Source organism: Pontibacter toksunensis, from assembly GCF_042686245.1.
Lineage (GTDB): Bacteria > Bacteroidota > Bacteroidia > Cytophagales > Hymenobacteraceae > Pontibacter > Pontibacter toksunensis.
Genome location: NZ_JBHUOX010000008.1, coordinates 138,659 through 155,195, shown reverse-complemented (window position 1 = coordinate 155,195; position 16,537 = coordinate 138,659). Strand labels below are relative to the sequence as shown.

18 protein-coding genes and 1 riboswitch are annotated in these 16,537 nt (G+C 48.5%); of the genes, 13 read left to right on the top strand and 5 right to left on the bottom strand.

The window, feature by feature from the left end:
• Nucleotides 1-44: 44 nt before the first annotated feature.
• The gene (locus tag ACFS7Z_RS12600; RefSeq protein WP_377485026.1) at nucleotides 45-3,026 is read left to right on the top strand and encodes a two-component regulator propeller domain-containing protein; all 2,982 of its coding nucleotides are present in this window, start codon (nucleotides 45-47) and stop codon (nucleotides 3,024-3,026) included.
• A gap of 30 nt (nucleotides 3,027-3,056) precedes the next feature.
• Nucleotides 3,057-3,794 (top strand): LytR/AlgR family response regulator transcription factor, encoded by a 738-nt coding sequence (locus ACFS7Z_RS12595; protein ID WP_377485024.1) that lies wholly within the window; start codon nucleotides 3,057-3,059, stop codon nucleotides 3,792-3,794.
• Between the two features lie 223 nt (nucleotides 3,795-4,017).
• Here the strand turns inward: ACFS7Z_RS12595 and ahcY are convergent, their stop codons facing one another.
• Together ahcY and ACFS7Z_RS12585 are read right to left on the bottom strand one after the other, a co-directional pair.
• A complete protein-coding gene (gene ahcY, locus ACFS7Z_RS12590; protein ID WP_377485023.1) occupies nucleotides 4,018-5,325 on the bottom strand; it encodes an adenosylhomocysteinase in 1,308 nt (435 codons plus the stop codon).
• A gap of 152 nt (nucleotides 5,326-5,477) precedes the next feature.
• Nucleotides 5,478-6,167 carry a DUF4397 domain-containing protein gene (locus tag ACFS7Z_RS12585; RefSeq protein WP_377485021.1) on the bottom strand — a complete coding sequence of 230 codons (690 nt, stop codon included), beginning with the start codon at nucleotides 6,165-6,167 and terminating at the stop codon, nucleotides 5,478-5,480.
• 183 nt (nucleotides 6,168-6,350) lie between these two features.
• On the opposite strand from ACFS7Z_RS12585, the gene ACFS7Z_RS12580 reads away from it, so the two are divergent.
• From ACFS7Z_RS12580 to ACFS7Z_RS12550, 7 genes are all read left to right on the top strand, one after another.
• The gene (locus ACFS7Z_RS12580; RefSeq protein ID WP_377485019.1) at nucleotides 6,351-7,538 is read left to right on the top strand and encodes a THUMP-like domain-containing protein; all 1,188 of its coding nucleotides are present in this window, start codon (nucleotides 6,351-6,353) and stop codon (nucleotides 7,536-7,538) included.
• Between the two features lie 98 nt (nucleotides 7,539-7,636).
• A complete protein-coding gene (locus ACFS7Z_RS12575) occupies nucleotides 7,637-7,801 on the top strand; it encodes a hypothetical protein (RefSeq protein WP_377485017.1) in 165 nt (54 codons plus the stop codon).
• A gap of 187 nt (nucleotides 7,802-7,988) precedes the next feature.
• Nucleotides 7,989-8,225, top strand: a complete 237-nt coding sequence (locus ACFS7Z_RS12570; protein ID WP_377485015.1) for a hypothetical protein — start codon at nucleotides 7,989-7,991, stop codon at nucleotides 8,223-8,225.
• A gap of 39 nt (nucleotides 8,226-8,264) precedes the next feature.
• Nucleotides 8,265-8,438 (top strand): hypothetical protein, encoded by a 174-nt coding sequence (locus ACFS7Z_RS12565; protein WP_377485013.1) that lies wholly within the window; start codon nucleotides 8,265-8,267, stop codon nucleotides 8,436-8,438.
• Nucleotides 8,439-8,717: 279 nt separating this feature from the next.
• Complete coding sequence (locus ACFS7Z_RS12560; RefSeq protein WP_377485011.1) at nucleotides 8,718-8,933, top strand: CbrC family protein; 216 nt, start codon at nucleotides 8,718-8,720, stop codon at nucleotides 8,931-8,933.
• 41 nt (nucleotides 8,934-8,974) lie between these two features.
• Nucleotides 8,975-9,328 carry a CbrC family protein gene (locus ACFS7Z_RS12555; RefSeq protein ID WP_377485009.1) on the top strand — a complete coding sequence of 118 codons (354 nt, stop codon included), beginning with the start codon at nucleotides 8,975-8,977 and terminating at the stop codon, nucleotides 9,326-9,328.
• A 167-nt stretch (nucleotides 9,329-9,495) separates the two neighbouring features.
• Complete coding sequence (locus ACFS7Z_RS12550) at nucleotides 9,496-10,383, top strand: dienelactone hydrolase family protein (protein WP_377485007.1); 888 nt, start codon at nucleotides 9,496-9,498, stop codon at nucleotides 10,381-10,383.
• Nucleotides 10,384-10,571: 188 nt separating this feature from the next.
• Here the strand turns inward: ACFS7Z_RS12550 and ACFS7Z_RS12545 are convergent, their stop codons facing one another.
• Nucleotides 10,572-11,171: a DNA-3-methyladenine glycosylase gene (locus ACFS7Z_RS12545; protein WP_377485005.1), complete on the bottom strand. Its 600-nt coding sequence runs from the start codon at nucleotides 11,169-11,171 to the stop codon at nucleotides 10,572-10,574.
• Between the two features lie 124 nt (nucleotides 11,172-11,295).
• Nucleotides 11,296-11,502, top strand: a riboswitch (cobalamin riboswitch).
• A gap of 171 nt (nucleotides 11,503-11,673) precedes the next feature.
• On the opposite strand from ACFS7Z_RS12545, the gene ACFS7Z_RS12540 reads away from it, so the two are divergent.
• Both ACFS7Z_RS12540 and ACFS7Z_RS12535 read left to right on the top strand, forming a co-directional pair.
• Nucleotides 11,674-13,542 (top strand): TonB-dependent receptor plug domain-containing protein, encoded by a 1,869-nt coding sequence (locus ACFS7Z_RS12540; RefSeq protein WP_377485003.1) that lies wholly within the window; start codon nucleotides 11,674-11,676, stop codon nucleotides 13,540-13,542.
• 17 nt (nucleotides 13,543-13,559) lie between these two features.
• Complete coding sequence (locus ACFS7Z_RS12535) at nucleotides 13,560-14,648, top strand: DUF5074 domain-containing protein (RefSeq protein WP_377485002.1); 1,089 nt, start codon at nucleotides 13,560-13,562, stop codon at nucleotides 14,646-14,648.
• A gap of 87 nt (nucleotides 14,649-14,735) precedes the next feature.
• On the opposite strand, the gene ACFS7Z_RS12530 is transcribed toward ACFS7Z_RS12535, so the two are convergent.
• Nucleotides 14,736-15,038: a hypothetical protein gene (locus ACFS7Z_RS12530; protein ID WP_377485000.1), complete on the bottom strand. Its 303-nt coding sequence runs from the start codon at nucleotides 15,036-15,038 to the stop codon at nucleotides 14,736-14,738.
• 154 nt (nucleotides 15,039-15,192) lie between these two features.
• Between ACFS7Z_RS12530 and ACFS7Z_RS12525 the strand changes: the two genes are divergently transcribed.
• Complete coding sequence (locus ACFS7Z_RS12525) at nucleotides 15,193-15,369, top strand: hypothetical protein (RefSeq protein WP_377484998.1); 177 nt, start codon at nucleotides 15,193-15,195, stop codon at nucleotides 15,367-15,369.
• 50 nt (nucleotides 15,370-15,419) lie between these two features.
• Nucleotides 15,420-15,647, top strand: coding sequence for a DUF2798 domain-containing protein (locus tag ACFS7Z_RS12520; RefSeq protein WP_377484997.1), 228 nt, complete (start codon nucleotides 15,420-15,422; stop codon nucleotides 15,645-15,647).
• 89 nt (nucleotides 15,648-15,736) lie between these two features.
• On the opposite strand, the gene ACFS7Z_RS12515 is transcribed toward ACFS7Z_RS12520, so the two are convergent.
• Complete coding sequence (locus ACFS7Z_RS12515) at nucleotides 15,737-16,252, bottom strand: hypothetical protein (protein ID WP_377484995.1); 516 nt, start codon at nucleotides 16,250-16,252, stop codon at nucleotides 15,737-15,739.
• Between the last annotated feature and the right edge of the window lie 285 nt (nucleotides 16,253-16,537).

Below are 16,537 nucleotides of genomic sequence, written 5' to 3'. Positions count from 1 at the left end.
CACCTGCTGTAGCCGCAACAGGGGGTAACTGATATGAGTCCCTGATGTATTGCATCCGCTTTTTTGTTACGTTATCCATTTGCCTGCTCCTGATTGCCCGTGTTACACTGGCGCAACAGTATAATTTCCGCAATTGGACACTGGAGCAGGGGTTGCCACAGTCGCAGATAACAGCACTTGTACAGGACCACCAGGGATTTTTGTGGGTAGCCACGCGCGGGGGCCTCAGCCGCTTTGATGGCATTAACTTCCGCACCTACACCAAAAAGGACGGCCTTGCCAGCCACAACATTACCAGGCTTTATAAAGACAGCAGGAAACAGGTATGGATCGGAACCTCAGATGCAGGCATGGTCGTCTACAATGGCACCCGCTTTAAACGCATCGCCGCTGCACAGGGGCTTCCGGCAAACCAGATAAACGACATTTCTGAAGACTCCCTTGGCCAACTTTGGGTGGCTACAGACAAAGGTATTTATTACCGTTCCGGTAACCAGTTTCAAAAATACAGCCTGCTGCCGGAGAACACCTATACCTCTGTTCGCCATATCAAAGACGGTGCCGTATGGGCAGGCACCAGGGAGAACGGGCTTTACGAGGTACACAACGGGCAGTTGCGGCATTATACTTCAGAAAACAGCAAGCTTCCGGGCAATTATATCACAGCACTCTCCACTGTAAGAGACAACACGATGTGGATTGGCACTGACAAAGGACTTGCCCGGGTAGCAGAAGACTCCCTGACAGTCCCCTCCATTCCAGCCAATCTTTCTGCACCTACTGTTACCAGCTTTACACACGATAAGCAGGGGAACCTGTGGATAGGCCTGCTCCGCGACGGGCTCCTGAAGTATAAAGACAAAGCATTTGTTCATGTTACCCGCCGCAACGGCCTGCGCACGCCCCGGATTACGGCCCTTACCACCGATACAGAAGGCACCCTTTGGATTGGCACGAACGGCTATGGGCTACAGCAGTACAAATCGCCCTGGTTTGTGCATTACTTTGACTTTGAGAGCATGTCGGAGCCCCGCGTTACCGCCATTACCCCAGACAGCAACGGCGGCATGTGGCTGGGTACCGATGAGGGAGAAATGGCGAGTATGCAGAAACTACGCCCTGACTGGCACTCAGAACTGCCCTGGCCCAAGGGTACGACTATCTACAGCATCTGCCCCAAGAGCAACGGAGAAACCTGGGTATGCAGCAGTAATGGTGTGTGGCTTATAAAGCCGGGAGCTACTCAGCATTACACCACAACCCATGGCCTCCCCTCCGCAGAGGTTTTCCAGACTGCCTCCGATGCTTCGGGCGATATGTGGTTTGCCACCGCCTCCGGGCTGGCGCACTTCAGAAACAACACCTTTGTTCCTGTCCCGAACCCCGGCGGCGTTGAAACGAAAGCGAATTGCATTTTCCGCGACAGCAAAAGCAGGATTTGGGTGGGCACCCAGGACGGCATCTATAACCTGAAAGCCGGGAAGCTGCTGTCTCCCCCCGAACTGAAAGGAGCGACACTGACAGAAGTTGGCTCAATTGCAGAAGACAACAAAGGCAACTTATACTTCTCGGGCTTTAATCAAGGCATCCTAATGCTGCACGAAAAAGGCACAAAGTTATTTACAGCCAGCGAAGGCCTGCCCAATGAGGCCGTGAAAAGCCTATTTGTTGATAAACAAGATAATCTGTGGGTGGCCACAAGCCGCGATGTGCTGAAACTGAGCTTGCCGCAGCTTCGGGATAAGGGCAGGCTGACCTATAGAAGCTATGCCAGCCAGAATGGGTTCAGGGGACTGGAGGTATGCGAAAATGCGATGGCGCAATCTACTGACGGCACCATCTGGTTTGGCACCACCAAAGGCCTGACGCAGTACCTGCCTGCCCTAGACCAGCGCAACACTATATACCCAAAGGCCATGCTGACAGAGGTAATGCTATTTTCCAAGCCTACTGACTGGAAAGCTTTAGGCTATACTACCGACAGCACCACCGGCCTCCCAAAGAACCTGCTGCTTCCGCATACGCAAAACTACCTGTCTTTCGATTTTCATGCCATCTGCATGTCTGGCCCTGAGCAGGTAAGGTATAAGTACCGGCTGCTTGGCTTTGATGAGCAGTGGTCGCCGGCGGCAGAGCAGTCCTTTACTACCTATGCCAACCTCTCGCCGGGCGACTATACTTTTGAGCTGCTGGCCCGCAACAACGACGGTGTCTGGGCGGCGGCCCCTGTTACCTTCGCCTTCTCTATAGTACCACCCATCTGGCGGCGCGAGTGGTTTATTGGGGTTTTGCTGCTGGTGTTTGCAGTTACCGTGCTGAGTGTGGTACGCCTGCGCGAGCGGAGCCTGGTGCAGATGAACTCGCTGCTGGAAATGCGGGTGCACCACCGCACCCGCCTGCTGGAGCGCAAGAACAGGGAGAAAGAGATGCTGTTGCAGGAAATCCACCATCGGGTGAAAAACAACCTGCAGATTGTAATTAGTATGCTTAACCTGCAGGCGCGCCATTTACAGGACCCGCGGGCGGTGGATGTGATGCAGGCTATCCGCAGCCGTGTGCGTTCTATGTCTATCCTGCACGAGCGCCTTTACCAGCATTCAGACCTGGACCGCATAGACCTGGAGGAGTATTTTGAAGAAATCTGTGAAAGCCTGTACGCTGCTTACGGGGTGAGCACCAAGCGCATAGCCCTTACAATTGACATGCCGCAGATAAAGGTAAACATTGATTCGGCTATTACGTTGGGGTTAATCGTAAACGAACTTGTTTCCAATACGTTAAAATATGCCTTTCCTGATGGGCGGCACGGGCAGCTGCGAATCGAGCTGGCAAAGCACGATGAGGTACAGTTTACCCTAAAAGTTATTGATAACGGCCGGGGACTGCCTGAGGGTTTTGATCCGCTGCTAAGCCCCTCGTTCGGCCTGAAGCTGGTGACGTCGTTGAGCAGGAAACTGGAGGGGAATATTAAATTCTTAAATAAAAATGGCACTCAGTCTATATTATATTTTGTTTTGGCACCATAATTTGCTTTTTTCACGTAAGAACCTAATGATATGACAAAACCCAAAATTCTGATTTCTGAAGATGAGGTCATCATTGCGGAGGATATTGCAGCCAGCCTTGAGGAATTAGGTTACGAGACGTGTGCAATAGACTCAGGAGAAGACACCATTGACATGATACGCGAGACGCAACCCGACCTCGTGCTGCTGGATATTAATCTGCGCGGTGGTGCCGACGGCGTAGACATAGGCTCCCGCATTAAAGAAGAGTTCAACATCCCGTTTATTTACCTCACTGCCTACGCAGACCATGCCACGGTAGACAGAGCCAAGAAAACAGAGCCTGACGGATTCCTGGTGAAGCCATTTGATGAGAAGAGCTTGCGCTCAGCTATCGAGATTGCGCTATACAAGCATGATAACAGCCATAAGGAAGGCAACGGCTCGGCGCTGAACCACAAAGAGCAGGAGGTTGCTACCGATTATATCTTTGTTAAAGTGAAGCACCGCATTATTAAGGTGCATTACAGCGACATCTTGTGGGTAGAGGCTTACGATAACTACTCCTTTATAGTCACGGCAGAACAAAAGTACCTCGTGAGTTCTACGTTAAAAGACATGGAGCACAAGCTGCCTTCGCAGAACTTTGTGCGTGTGCACCGTTCATACATCGCCAACCTCGATAAAATAGAAGCCCTCGAAGAGAACTCTGTTGTGTTCGCCAAAGGCGATGTACCTATCGGGAAGTCGTACAAGAAAACACTCATGTCACGGTTTAATATCATATGACAGGACACCTACTATACATCCCCAGTATATAGCAGGGCTACAAGAAACAAGTTTTTTTAAGGTGCCGCTGGAGCTAAGGCAGCTTTTTGCCGTGCCAGCTATCAACAGGTCGTCCCTTTGGGATTAACCTAAGTTGGCTTCGCACATCGTCAATTATAAAATCAAAAAGAAAGGCCGGTGCATTGCTGCACCGGCCTTTTATCATCTATCTACATTATCCTTTTTAGTATCTGTAGTATTCCGGCTTGAACGGTCCTTCTACTTCTACTCCGATATAGCTGGCCTGATCCGGACGAAGTTCATCCAGTTCAACACCAATTTTGCTTAAGTGCAGGCGGGCAACTTTCTCATCCAATTGCTTTGGCAAGGTATACACCTTGTTCTCGTAGGCATCTGTGTTAGTCCAAAGCTCAATTTGTGCCAGTGTCTGGTTTGAGAATGAGTTAGACATTACAAAAGACGGGTGACCGGTAGCGCAGCCAAGGTTCACAAGGCGGCCTTCTGCCAGTACGATCACATCTTTGCCCTCGATATTATAAAGGTCAACCTGTGGCTTTATTTCATCTTTGGTGTTGCCATAGTTCTTGTTCAACCAGGCCATATCGATCTCGTTGTCGAAGTGGCCGATGTTACAAACAATTGCTTTGTCCTTCAGCGCGCGGAATTCCTGCTCTCTGATGATGTCTTTGTTACCTGTAGCAGTTACCACGATATCTGCCTCTTTCACGGCATCAGCCATTTTTTTAACGGCAAAGCCATCCATAGCGGCTTGTAAAGCGCAGATTGGGTCAATTTCAGTAACAATAACGCGGGCACCAGCACCTCTAAGGGAGGCAGCAGAACCTTTTCCAACGTCACCGTAACCAGCCACAACAGCTACTTTACCAGCCATCATCACGTCTGTGGCACGGCGAATCGCATCCACCAAAGACTCCTTACAGCCATACTTGTTATCGAACTTAGACTTTGTAACAGAGTCGTTCACGTTGATGGCAGGCATGGTAAGGGTACCGTTCTTCATACGCTCGTACAGGCGGTGAACACCAGTTGTCGTTTCTTCAGAAAGGCCTTTGATATCAGCACCCAGTTCAGGGTAGTTGTCCAGCACCATGTTGGTCAGGTCACCACCATCATCCAGGATCATGTTCAGCGGCTTGCGGTCTTCACCGAAGAAAAGTGTTTGCTCAATGCACCAGTCAAACTCTTCCGCTGTCATACCTTTCCAGGCATACACAGAAATACCAGCAGCGGCAATCGCAGCGGCGGCATGGTCCTGCGTAGAGAAAATGTTGCAGGAAGACCAGGTTACCTCAGCACCCAGTTCTACAAGTGTCTCAATCAGAACAGCAGTCTGAATGGTCATGTGAAGGCAGCCTGCAATGCGGGCACCAGCTAATGGTTTGCTTGGGCCATACTCTTCGCGAATGGCCATCAGGCCCGGCATCTCTGCCTCGGCCAGTCTAATCTCTTTGCGGCCCCAGGCAGCCAGCGAAATGTCCTTTACTTTGTACTTAAGCTGTGTATCTATCATTGTTATTCTATTTTCAGTATTGAAACACAAAAATAAGGAATTTGTTGCGCAACATCAACTTTACTTCGTATTATGCCCGTTTTGCAGGGTGGCTAAAAAAAACAGGACCTGCTGGCATAGCAGGCCCTGAATATTAGTTGGTTAATATAGTGTTAGTCGTTCACGATGATCTCTGCACCTAAGGTGTTCATGTTGCCTGCAGGCGGAGTCAGGAAACCTTTCGCAAATATAGTGTAGATGCCGCCATTGCTCAATACTACATCCGGAACAGTCAGTACCACATCCATGGAACCTGCCGGACGAACTTCCAGGGTATAAGTTCCTGCCGGTACGGGTGTGAAGTCAGTAGCAGACTTGAAGCTTCTGTTGCTGAACAGTACCGGTCCGCCCTGTACTGCTACATCCACTGCCGGTGCATCTGGCGACAAATGCGCGAAACGAACATGGGCCATGTTGGCTGCAGGCTCTGTTAAGTCATCTTCCAATACTAAAGGCTCTATGTTTGCAAGGGTATTGATAGCAAAAACAGAGTAGGCCGCATCCGGGTCCAGTTCCACATTGGCATCTATGACCGTGGTGGAGGTACCCGCCGCATTCACTTTTATGTTTTGTGTGCCGGCAGGTACTGCTAAGTATTCCGTGTTGTTAGGGTAGGTAAGCGGAGTGGTATTTACCTTGGTGTTGTTGATGAGCAAATCCACACCAGGGGCATTAGGCGAGGCATGTACCACCATCACATTGGCATCATTCAACATTACATCGTTGTCGTCATCGTCGTTTTCGCAGCTAGCTAAGGCGAACGGCAACACAGCCAGCATCAATAATTTCATCCATTTCTTCATAGCAGTAAAATTTTCAGTTTATAAATTTGTTTAAGAATACAGTTACAACCTGAAGGCTTCTATTTTGTTTAATGTTTTTTTTAAAAGTTTAAACAAAAATATCTTTCATAGCCTCGCCTTCAAATAACTTACCTTTGCAGGAAAGAGGACAGAGAGCATATACTTAAGGGAAAAGCAGCACGTATGCGCACCTTCACGCAGCAGGAAAAAAAATTTATACAGGAGCACCAGCACGAAGAAGCTGCCTCTATTATGCTGCAGGCAAAGCGCTATCCGCACCTGCCAGTGCAGGAACTGGTGCAGCAGATACGGGCCCGCCAGAAGGCGGCACAGAAGCTGCCTGTGTGGGCGAATCACCCGGAGGTGGTGTTCCCGATGGCAGTGTCGGTGGAGCAGAGTTCATCGGAAACGGCAGCTCAGTTCAAGGCGTCCCTGGTATCAGGAGAACTCTTAATAGACCTCACCGGCGGATTTGGGGTAGACAGCTTCTATTTTTCCAGGCAGTTTACTCAAGTGGTTCACGTGGAACAAAACACAGAACTTCAAGAGATTGCGCAACACAACTTCAGTTTATTCCAGGCCCAGAACATCCAAAGCATTAATACTACGGCAGAAGACTTCCTCAGTGGATTCGATGGCACCGCCGATATAATTTACCTCGACCCTGCCCGCCGTGGCGGCACAAACCAGAAGCTGCACCTGCTGCAGGACTGTTCGCCTGATGTACTGCATCTGCTCCCGCTCCTGTTTTCTAAAGCAAAAGCTGTGTTGCTGAAAACATCGCCTATGCTGGATATTGACCTCGCTTTGGAGCAACTGCAGCACGTAGTAAAAGTATGGGTGGTGGCCGTGCAGAACGAGGTGAAGGAAGTACTGTACTTACTAGCGCAGGAGGCTCCCCAGCCAAACCGGGTGGAGCGTGTGGCTGTAAATCTGCTATCTACAGAAGTAACACAGGAGCTGAACTTTACGAAAGAGGATGAGGAGACCGCTATGGTTACTTACTCAGATCCGGGAGGCTTTTTGTACGAACCGAATGCCGCCATACTTAAAGCCGGTGCCTATCGTTACCTGAGCCAGCACCTGCGCTTACACAAGCTGCACCCCAACAGTCACCTGTATACTTCTCCTGCCTTGGTGTCCGATTTTCCGGGCCGTAGTTTCCGGTGCCTTAGTGTGAGCCGCTACAACAAAAAAGAGCTTCTTCGCCAGTTGCCAGAAAAGAAGGCCAACATTACGGTGCGGAACTTTCCGGAGTCGGTAGCTGGCATACGCAAAAAGACAGGCATCCGGGAAGGCGGACACACCTACCTCTTCTTCACCACAGACATGCACCAGAAGTCTGTCGTACTTATTTGCCAGAAAGCATAAGCATCATCTGCCGTCGCCAACAAGTACTTTCCCATCCCGTAAAACAACAGGCAGGCCTTTTATACAACGCCTGACATTTTATTAAACCGACAGCAGCTATGGAAGAGAATAAAGAGAAGGCGCCGCACCAAGACAGAATGGAGCAGGATGTAAAGAACACATCGCGCACCATGAAGCCTGCCGAAGCACAAGACAAAAACTCAAACTCAAGAAGTAGCACAACTTCGCCACAAGGCGGCGGAAGCAATACATCGAAAGGTTAGGGTCGCGGCTGGCACGGCGATTCAGAAGGGCATGCAAAAGCTGGGAGTCAGAGTCATAAAAAGAGCGACAGCAAAAGCAGTAACGCCAGTTTACGCGAGCAGGAGTAAACCAGCATAGCAGGCATCCGTAGAATAATACAGAGGTTGCAACCTCTGTATATGATTCTCAATTAACCTATGAAAACAAATGGAAGAAAATAAAGATAAGAAAAACGAGCAGCAGGGCTTCAGCAGCAACCCTGAGAAATCTTTTGAAGCAGGAGAAAAAGGTGGCGCAAATCCAGCACCTAAAGTAACAAGCCAGGGCTCGCACAACGGTGCCGGTGGCTTAGGTGAAACAAGCTCACGTAGTCAAAACTCCAACAGGCCAATACCGGGCGAAAGCCCGCGCACCAACTCTGAGGATACTGGTACAAAAGAATAGCCAATAGGTATTAATTAGTTAAACTTTAAATTGAAACAAATGAGCACAGATAAAGAAAATCAGAAAAAACAGTCTGAACAGACAGACAAGAAAAATAAAGATATTTCAAACAGCCTTGAAAAGGACGCTGTAGGAGAATACGGTTCCCAGAACCCGACCCCACAAGCCCGTACTGATCAGGAGCAGAACGAAGAACAAAACAAGAAAAAGTAACCAGTTACTATACTAACTTAAGACAGCCACAGCTCTATAGTTGTGGCTGTCTTTTTTATGCCCGTCTTGGAGCTTTTAACATCAGCGGTTATCTTCTCAGATATTCTATCTGCAACAGCATCTTACGAGCAGAATAGGTTTCCCTTATAAAAATTTATATTAAACATATATAGTATATTCGGCAGTCCAGTTCCGTTTATACAACTACCGTTGCGAAGCTAAAAGGAACAAGCTCAGTTTATACACAAGTTGGGTGCAAGTTAAATCATGAAAAACTAAATGGACTTTAGATACTTTGACCGACCCGAAGTCTTTATTGACTTATCAGAAAATGAAGCAACCTGTAATTTCTGTGGGCAACATAAAGATTGCTTTGACGCAGAGGCTTTATATGGACAGGAGGAAATTAGTGCAATATGTCCAGAGTGCTTAGCCTCAGGTAAGCTCAAAAAGATAAGAACGCCTTCACTTGCAGCGGAGATATACAGGAGTTAAAAAGGCAGCTTAAAGAACTTTATTCAACTCTGACCGACACAGTGATAGAGCAGCAGGCACGGGAAAAGACGGAGGAGCTTGAAAAGACAACTCCCCACTTAATTACTTGGCAGGATTGGGAATGGCCATGTGCAGAAGGTGATTATTGTAAGTTTATTGGCTTTGGCTCTAAGCCTCTTTACAGAGAGTTATCAGCAGGCAAGCCAGAAAAAGAGTTCTTCTCAGATTCTATCTACTATACTTTGCTGGGCTCTGACTTAGAGTATTTATGGTCTGATGTATTACCAGAAAAGGAAGTTAAAGATTACAACGATAGTACTCAGTACAGCACGTTGTTCTATGTTTTCAAGAGTCTAAAATCAGACACAGTCGTAACAATCTTGGACTGTAACTGAAAAAAAGAAAACCTGAACACCCAACAAAGTATAGCAGTTATGCTTAGGCTGACGCCTCACCACCTACTATACCAGCACGTTGGCCTACAGACCAACAAAAAAGTTGTTGAAGGAAGCTAATGCTGTATAAATCACTAAATTGAAGGTAAATACAAAATCTGGCTACTATGGACGAAATAAAAAAAGAAGACATCAAACAGGAAGTGTTCGACCTTTATGATGATTATGCACATGACCGGGTTAACAGGCGCGAGTTTGTGCAGAAGCTATCGACGTATGCAGTGGGTGGCCTTACTGTAGCTTCGCTGATGAGTTTTCTTATGCCTGATTATAAGGGCCAAATCCAGATCAAGCCAGATGACCCACGCATAAAGTCAGAGTACATCACGTACCAGTCTGAAAAAGGAGGCGGAAAGATGAAGGCCTTGCTATCGATGCCTGCGGATGTGAACAAGAAGCTAGGAGGCATTGTAGTTGTTCACGAAAACCGGGGGCTGAACCCGCACATAGAAGACGTTGCCAGGAGAGCCGCTTTGGCAGGATTTGTTTCGCTTGCTCCTGATGCTTTAACGCCCTTAGGCGGCTATCCAGGCACAGACGATGAGGGACGTACCCTGCAAAGCAAACGGGACAGAAATGAAATGCTGGAAGACTTTGTTGCTGCCTACGACTACCTGAAAGACCACAAGGCCACTAATGGTAAAGTGGGTGTGGTAGGTTTCTGCTTCGGGGGCTGGATTTCGAATATGATGGCAGTACGCATCCCTGATTTGGCGGCAGCTGTTCCTTTTTATGGAGGTCAGCCACCTATAGAAGATGTGCCTAAGATACAGGCTCCCCTCCTTCTCCATTATGCAGAACTGGATACACGCGTGAATGAAGGCTGGCCAGCTTATGAAGCGGCTCTTAAAGAGCACAACAAAGAATATACCGCTTACATGTATGCGAATGCCAACCATGGTTTTCATAACGACACAACACCCCGCTATGATAAAGCTGCGGCAGAACTGGCATGGAAGCGCACCATTGATTTCTTCAATGAAAAGTTAAAGTAGCAGATAGTAAGGTTATAATTTTGCGGCAATTAATTGAAGAGCAAAAAAGTAAAGATTAAGAAAAGCGCTGGAACATTGTACACAGCATGGGCTTGGAAAAGCCCTGCTGAAGTATTTGTGCGTTTTGTTTGAATGTTCAGGATAAGTTAAAAGTTATACCAACTAAAAAAGCACAACGGGTAACGAAGCTACCGCTTCTTGCTCACCCACTTGTTCCCCTTCAACCAGAAACGCCAGGGCAGTTTGGCATCCTCTCCGGCATAGTCGATGCCGATGCGTGGGCCAGCAGCTATTTCTTCAGATGTGAATGAAATGCCTTTGTCTTCCAACCAAACGGTATTGCCGGTCAGGTCGGTGCCGTAAAGCTTTTTGTTAATGCCCATAGCGATGCTCATCACGCCTGGTCCGGCGGTCAGGTTAGGCTTTACAGCAGCCATATTCCGGCGCTGCAACATTTCTTCAATCCCTATTTCCGGCTCAATGGCCCGCACCAGCACGGCATCTGCTTTGTCTTTTTCGTTCGTGATGATGTTGAACAGGTAGTAGATGCCATACACCAGGTACACATAGGCTACACCACCCTCCTGATACATGATTTCAGTGCGCTTGGTGCGGCGGCTGAGATGGGCATGGCAGGCTTGGTCGTTTTCTCCGGCATAAGCTTCTGTTTCCACAATCATACCCCCAGTCAGTATACCGTCTATGTTCGTGTACAGGTACTTGCCAATCAGCTCCTGTGCCAGCTCCACTACGTTGGGGCGGGTGTAAAAATCCTTCGATAGCCTCAAGTTCGTTTCTCTTTGTTGGTTATCTGTTGTTCGGTATTGTGTTCCGTTGATACGGTGCACCGACTTGTGAGTTAAAAATTAAACCTCCCTTCGCTCATACAACTCGTAATTAGTAAATAATGATTACCTTTGCGCCCAGATTGGTGGCTCTTACTACTGCCGTGGTAAAAGCCTTAAAAGGGAAACAGGTGCAAAACCTGTGCTGTTCCCGCAACTGTCATCTTCATAAAAAGGGTTAACCAAAACCAACGGCCACTGCGCGGCATCTGCTGCATGGGAAGGCGGGTTAGCTGAAGAGAGCCAGGAGACCTGCCAATCCGACTGATTTGTCGTATGCTTTCGGGTAAAAAGCTGCACGGCCTTCGCTACATGGCGCTTGCTGTTTCTGCCTTTCTACCTTATCGCATGCTTCGGGATTTAAGCAACCGGGTACGTGGTATTATTTTCTTTTCGTAAGCTTTTTAGTCTGGCTGCCTGCTCTTTGAGCTTGGCTGTACCTGCTATGGCGCAACAGGACACTACCGTGCCACGCGACTCCACGGTGCACCAGCTGCGCACGGTTGAGGTTTTCGGGAAGCCTGCAGAAGTATATGCCGCCGGAAGCCGTGTAAGTGCAATAGACAGCAGCTACCTCAGCACCTACGCCTCCAGTTCGCTGGCCGACGCGCTGCAGGCCCGCACGCCTATCTATTTCAAAACTTATGGCGTTAGCGGGCTTTCCTCGGTCTCTTTCCGGGGCACCAATGCCTCCCAGACAGCTGTACTCTGGAACGGGCTCAACATTGCCCCGGCCACGCTAGGCCAGTCAGACTTTTCTACGCTGCCCGTCAGTGGTATTGGGGAAGTTGCGGTGCAGTATGGCTCTGCTGCGGCTACTTACGGCAGCGGGGCCATTGGAGGAGCCGTTCTATTGAGTTCGCCTGCGTATAAAGGCAAGGGTTTTGGAGCTGATTTGCAGCAGGAGGCGGGTAGCTTTGGGCGGTACTTCAGCAATGGCAGCCTCCGTTACAGTGGGACTAAACTACAAATAGGTGCCAGTGCCTATCTGCGCCTGGCAGAGAATGATTTTATCTACAGAGACCTCTCCCGCTCCCGTGCACCAGAAGTGAAACAGGAGCACGCCGCGCAGCAAATAAAGGGCTTTACGCAGGATATTACCTATCACCTTTCATCTAAAACCCAAGTAGCGCTTCACACCTGGTATACTTACGCCGACCGGGAGCTGCAACCTGCCATGGGAGCAGCTTACAATAACGCAGAACAGTTAGACGAAAACCTGCGCCTGATGACCCAGCTAAACCACAGCAGCCGCTGGGGTCAAACAGACATAAAAGCAGCTTATTTTCATGATTTCCTGAACTACACCAATATTTCCACAAACTCTGTGGCCGATGTACAAACATACCAGTTGCAGGCAGAGCAAACCTATACCCAAGGCCAAAACTGGAGCCTGCGCGGAGGCGTAAACCTGCAGCACTTTGTAGCCGAGAACAGTGGCTATGCCGGGCAGCAGCAGGAGAACAGGGCTTCCGTGTTCGCGCTCTTCCGGTACAACCCGGTGGAGCCGCTTGCGCTCAGTCTCAACTTCCGACAGGCTTTTGTGGAAGACTACGACCCACTGCCAACACCTGCCCTTGGCTTCAGCTGGAAGTTCTACAATAACAACAGGCACCAGGTGTCGCTGAAAGGCAATGCCTCTGGCAGCTACCGCGTACCCACCCTGAACGACCGCTTCTGGATTGGTGCCGGCAACCCTGAACTGAAACCAGAGCAGGGCTGGAGCTACGAAGGAGGACTGCGGCACCTGCTGGTGCGGGACAACACACTGCTGCTGGAAACCGAGGCAACCGTTTACCACATGCTCATCGACGACTGGATACAATGGGCACCGGATTACTCCGGCAACTGGCGACCGACTAACCTTCAGAAGGTACGGGCACAGGGTGTGGAGTTGAGCAGTACCGCTACCGCAACCGTAGGTGAGGTAAAACTGAGCGGCACTGCTGGCTATACCTATACCTCCTCTGAGCAGGTAGCAGTGTATGAAGGCGCCGGCGATAAAGGCAAGCAGCTCATGTATGTGCCGTTACACAAGGCCACTTTCGCTACGGAAGTAAACTACAGCGGCTGGTCGGTGTTGGGTAACTTAAACTACACCGGCCTCCGCTATACCAGCAACTCCGAGACCACCAGCTTAGATGATTTCCTGCTGCTGCAGCTGGCCCTGAGCAAGAAACTGCAGCTCCGGCAAAACACGCTCATCCTGACGCTGCGCTCCGATAATGTGACGAATGCAGAGTACCAGACGATGATTTCCCGGGCCATGCCGCCACGGGGTTATACTTTCAGCTTACGCTTTATTATTCCTTAACTATATATACTTTATAAATGAAACAGTTTAAAATGTTCCGCAGCCTGTTTGTAGCTGCGTCTTTACTTACCAGCACCTTCGCCTTTACCAGCTGTGACAATGACAGTGACGGCCCGAGTGGCGCTTATGCCGAAGACGGTGTTTTTGTGATCAACGAAGGAAACTTTACGCAGTCGAACGGCTCTATTTCTTACTACAACACCAACTCGGAGGAAGTACAAAACGGTATCTTCGCTAAAGAAAATAATGGACAAGTGCTGGGCGATGTAATTCAGGACATGGATATCCTGAATGATCGCGCCTTTATTGTGGCTAACAACAGTAACAAGATAGAAGTGGTAAATGCCAACACCTTCAAATCAGTTGGCACAGTGGAAGGCCTGCAGTTGCCCCGCTATTTTGCTGCCTTGAACAATCAGAAAGGTTACGTAACGGAGACGGTGGATTACAGTGGCTCCTCTGGCCGGGTATCAGTTATTGACCTGAACACCTTTGCAGTAACCAAAACAATCGAAGTGGGAATACAACCAGAGCAACTGGTGTTAACAGGTGGTAAGCTCTATGTAGCCAACAGCGGCAGCAACAATGTAACGGTTATCAACACTGCTACCGATGCAGTTGAGAGCACAATGCCAGTCTCGGACAGGCCAGTAGACCTTGCCCTTGACCGCAATAACAACATTTGGGTGCTAAGCGCAGGAAAGGTGGTTTATACACCAGATTGGTCAGCCATAGACTACTCACAGACAACAGCTGGTGCCCTAAGTAAAATCCCGGCGGGCACACAGGATGTGCAAACGTACACTTTCAGCAGTAACCAGAGCCAGCCAGGCAACTTAGTTATAAATGGCAATGGAGATAAGCTGTACTTCAACTACAATGGCAAAACTTTTGTGCAGGACGTAAGTGCCACTAGCCTTAGTAGCACTGTTTTGATAGACCGCAGCTTTTACGGCTTAGGAGTAAATCCCGATAACGGCTACATTTACGGTGGCGATGCCAACAATTTTACAGGCGACGGTACAGTGCACATTTATAGACCAGATGGCACAAAAGTGGGCGAATTTCAGGCAGGTATCGCCCCGAATGGCTTTACCTTTAACTAAACATCTTTTACCTGATATAAACCAGCAGCGCCTGCTCTTCTTCAAGAGCAGGCGCTGCTGGTTTATCTGCTACCGGGCAGGTACATTTTACTGCACGTCGTCGCGCTCTATACCATCCCCTTTGCCATCATAGGCACCATCACCAATTACTTTCTCTTCTTCGTTATCACTATGGTTCTCATGGTCAGCGTCTTCATAGTATCCCTCCAGGTCTGTCGTGTCATAGCGTGACTCCTCCTGGTCAATTAATGACCCTTCCTCTAAATTGTCGCTGCGCTCAATATTTGTTTCGCCTGGCTCTGTATTTTTATCGCAGGCAGCCAGACCAAAAGTGGCGATGGCCGTGGTGGCTAAGGTTAGTATGGTTGTTTTTATCTTTCTAGTATTCATATAATTCAATCCTTTCCTGTTATACATTAAATCCAGCTGTTTTACTCACAGCCGGCCCTTTTATGTACGTCTGCTGCCAGCTTATTGTTAATTTCCGACACCGCCGGGGCACTGACACCGTACACCATGAATACTATTTATCCAACAACAAGATATGGAAGAGAACAAACAGAAGGCACCGATGCAGGAGACCACAAAGGATGATTCCTCGGATGTAGAAAAGGTAAGACAAGGTACACAAGCTCCGCCACCACAAACCGGAGCAGAGCAGAGCAGTACCCAAAGCAGCAAAGAGCAGGAAGAGGAAGAGGCAGAAAAAGGTCACTCCTGATTTCCGAATATAGTAACCGGTTCTGTAAATTGCGCAGCTAATAAACTTTTATGAAAAACCAGTTCCTGAATCCGCAGCTCAAACGCCAGCTTATTCTGATAGCCTTTATCAGCCTGCTGCTGGCATCTGCGTTAGAGATTTACGTCTTTGGTTTTCCCTCAGACTTCATTTTCAGGTGGCTGCGCAGTTTCTTTGTACTTTTCGTCATGATTTCGGTCACGAAGCTAGCCATTGTTCCGGGCGTAAACCTTCTTGTGAGCAAAGTAGCCAAGTGGTAGTATAAGCCCCCGGCAATGTATAAGAAAAGCCTGCAGATAGCATCTGCAGGCTTTTTGCTTATATAGGGTTTAGAGCCTTGGCAGAGCTGTTACATCTCTACCGTCATGAGTGCATCGATGTTTACCACAAGCGTGGCAGCAATAGGGTTGTTGTCTGTGATGGCGTTTAACCGGAAAGTAACTGGGCTGCCCTGCTGCAACAACTGAGTCAGCTTTTGCTCTACTGATTTATTTGCCAGCACGATAGTGCTTTCCAGTTTCTGCTCTGCCATTTCCTTCAGGTGGTTGCCGGTAATAGTGCTTAACTCAGTAAACTCACTGCTTCCCGACTCAGCAAATTCTATTGTCCCGGAAATGAAGGGCTGGTCGATTCCTGCAAACTCGGTCACCTTATAGGTTATTTTCCTGATAGTAAAGGCGTCTATATCATTCTGATATTTCTGCACTTCCTTCGTTTTTGTATCGATATCCTTCTGTACGGAGAATTTTCGAGCGGCTTCCGCAGGTTTGTCGATGCGCAGCTCAAACGTCTGGAGCACCTCCACGTTCTGCTGAAAAAGCGAACAAGCGGCTGACAGAATGAGCAGCACCACTGATACTAACATCTGCAAATTTTTCCAGGAACACATACTAAGGGCATTTGGTGAATGTATAAGTTTGATTTAGGGCAACGGCACAGTATAATCTTATGTCCTTTCTTTTGAACTATACAAATATAATCTTTTTTCAACAATATAAAACATTGAATATTAAATATTTTGATAACTAAATATTAAAAAATTCACTCCTTCTCCATATGTGGTGCACGCGTTGAACCAGGTGAAGATTACAGCTGTTGCAAGAGCAGCAACGATCATATTTTGCACTTTAATCTGTAGTTTTGCCGTGGG

What these genes read in the sequence shown, in the direction of transcription:
- ACFS7Z_RS12540 (WP_377485003.1), top strand. Translation starts at nt 11,674, where the DNA reads ATGGCGCAACAGGACACTACCGTGCCACGCGACTCCACGGTGCACCAG.
- ACFS7Z_RS12550 (WP_377485007.1), top strand. Translation starts at nt 9,496, where the DNA reads ATGGACGAAATAAAAAAAGAAGACATCAAACAGGAAGTGTTCGACCTT.
- ACFS7Z_RS12570 (WP_377485015.1), top strand. Translation starts at nt 7,989, where the DNA reads ATGGAAGAAAATAAAGATAAGAAAAACGAGCAGCAGGGCTTCAGCAGC.
- ACFS7Z_RS12530 (WP_377485000.1), bottom strand. Translation starts at nt 15,038, where the DNA reads ATGAATACTAGAAAGATAAAAACAACCATACTAACCTTAGCCACCACG.
- ACFS7Z_RS12520 (WP_377484997.1), top strand. Translation starts at nt 15,420, where the DNA reads ATGAAAAACCAGTTCCTGAATCCGCAGCTCAAACGCCAGCTTATTCTG.
- ACFS7Z_RS12525 (WP_377484998.1), top strand. Translation starts at nt 15,193, where the DNA reads ATGGAAGAGAACAAACAGAAGGCACCGATGCAGGAGACCACAAAGGAT.
- ACFS7Z_RS12565 (WP_377485013.1), top strand. Translation starts at nt 8,265, where the DNA reads ATGAGCACAGATAAAGAAAATCAGAAAAAACAGTCTGAACAGACAGAC.
- ACFS7Z_RS12580 (WP_377485019.1), top strand. Translation starts at nt 6,351, where the DNA reads ATGCGCACCTTCACGCAGCAGGAAAAAAAATTTATACAGGAGCACCAG.
- ACFS7Z_RS12535 (WP_377485002.1), top strand. Translation starts at nt 13,560, where the DNA reads ATGAAACAGTTTAAAATGTTCCGCAGCCTGTTTGTAGCTGCGTCTTTA.
- ACFS7Z_RS12515 (WP_377484995.1), bottom strand. Translation starts at nt 16,252, where the DNA reads ATGTTAGTATCAGTGGTGCTGCTCATTCTGTCAGCCGCTTGTTCGCTT.
- ACFS7Z_RS12585 (WP_377485021.1), bottom strand. Translation starts at nt 6,167, where the DNA reads ATGAAGAAATGGATGAAATTATTGATGCTGGCTGTGTTGCCGTTCGCC.
- ACFS7Z_RS12575 (WP_377485017.1), top strand. Translation starts at nt 7,637, where the DNA reads ATGGAAGAGAATAAAGAGAAGGCGCCGCACCAAGACAGAATGGAGCAG.
- ahcY (WP_377485023.1), bottom strand. Translation starts at nt 5,325, where the DNA reads ATGATAGATACACAGCTTAAGTACAAAGTAAAGGACATTTCGCTGGCT.
- ACFS7Z_RS12560 (WP_377485011.1), top strand. Translation starts at nt 8,718, where the DNA reads ATGGACTTTAGATACTTTGACCGACCCGAAGTCTTTATTGACTTATCA.
- ACFS7Z_RS12595 (WP_377485024.1), top strand. Translation starts at nt 3,057, where the DNA reads ATGACAAAACCCAAAATTCTGATTTCTGAAGATGAGGTCATCATTGCG.
- ACFS7Z_RS12600 (WP_377485026.1), top strand. Translation starts at nt 45, where the DNA reads ATGTATTGCATCCGCTTTTTTGTTACGTTATCCATTTGCCTGCTCCTG.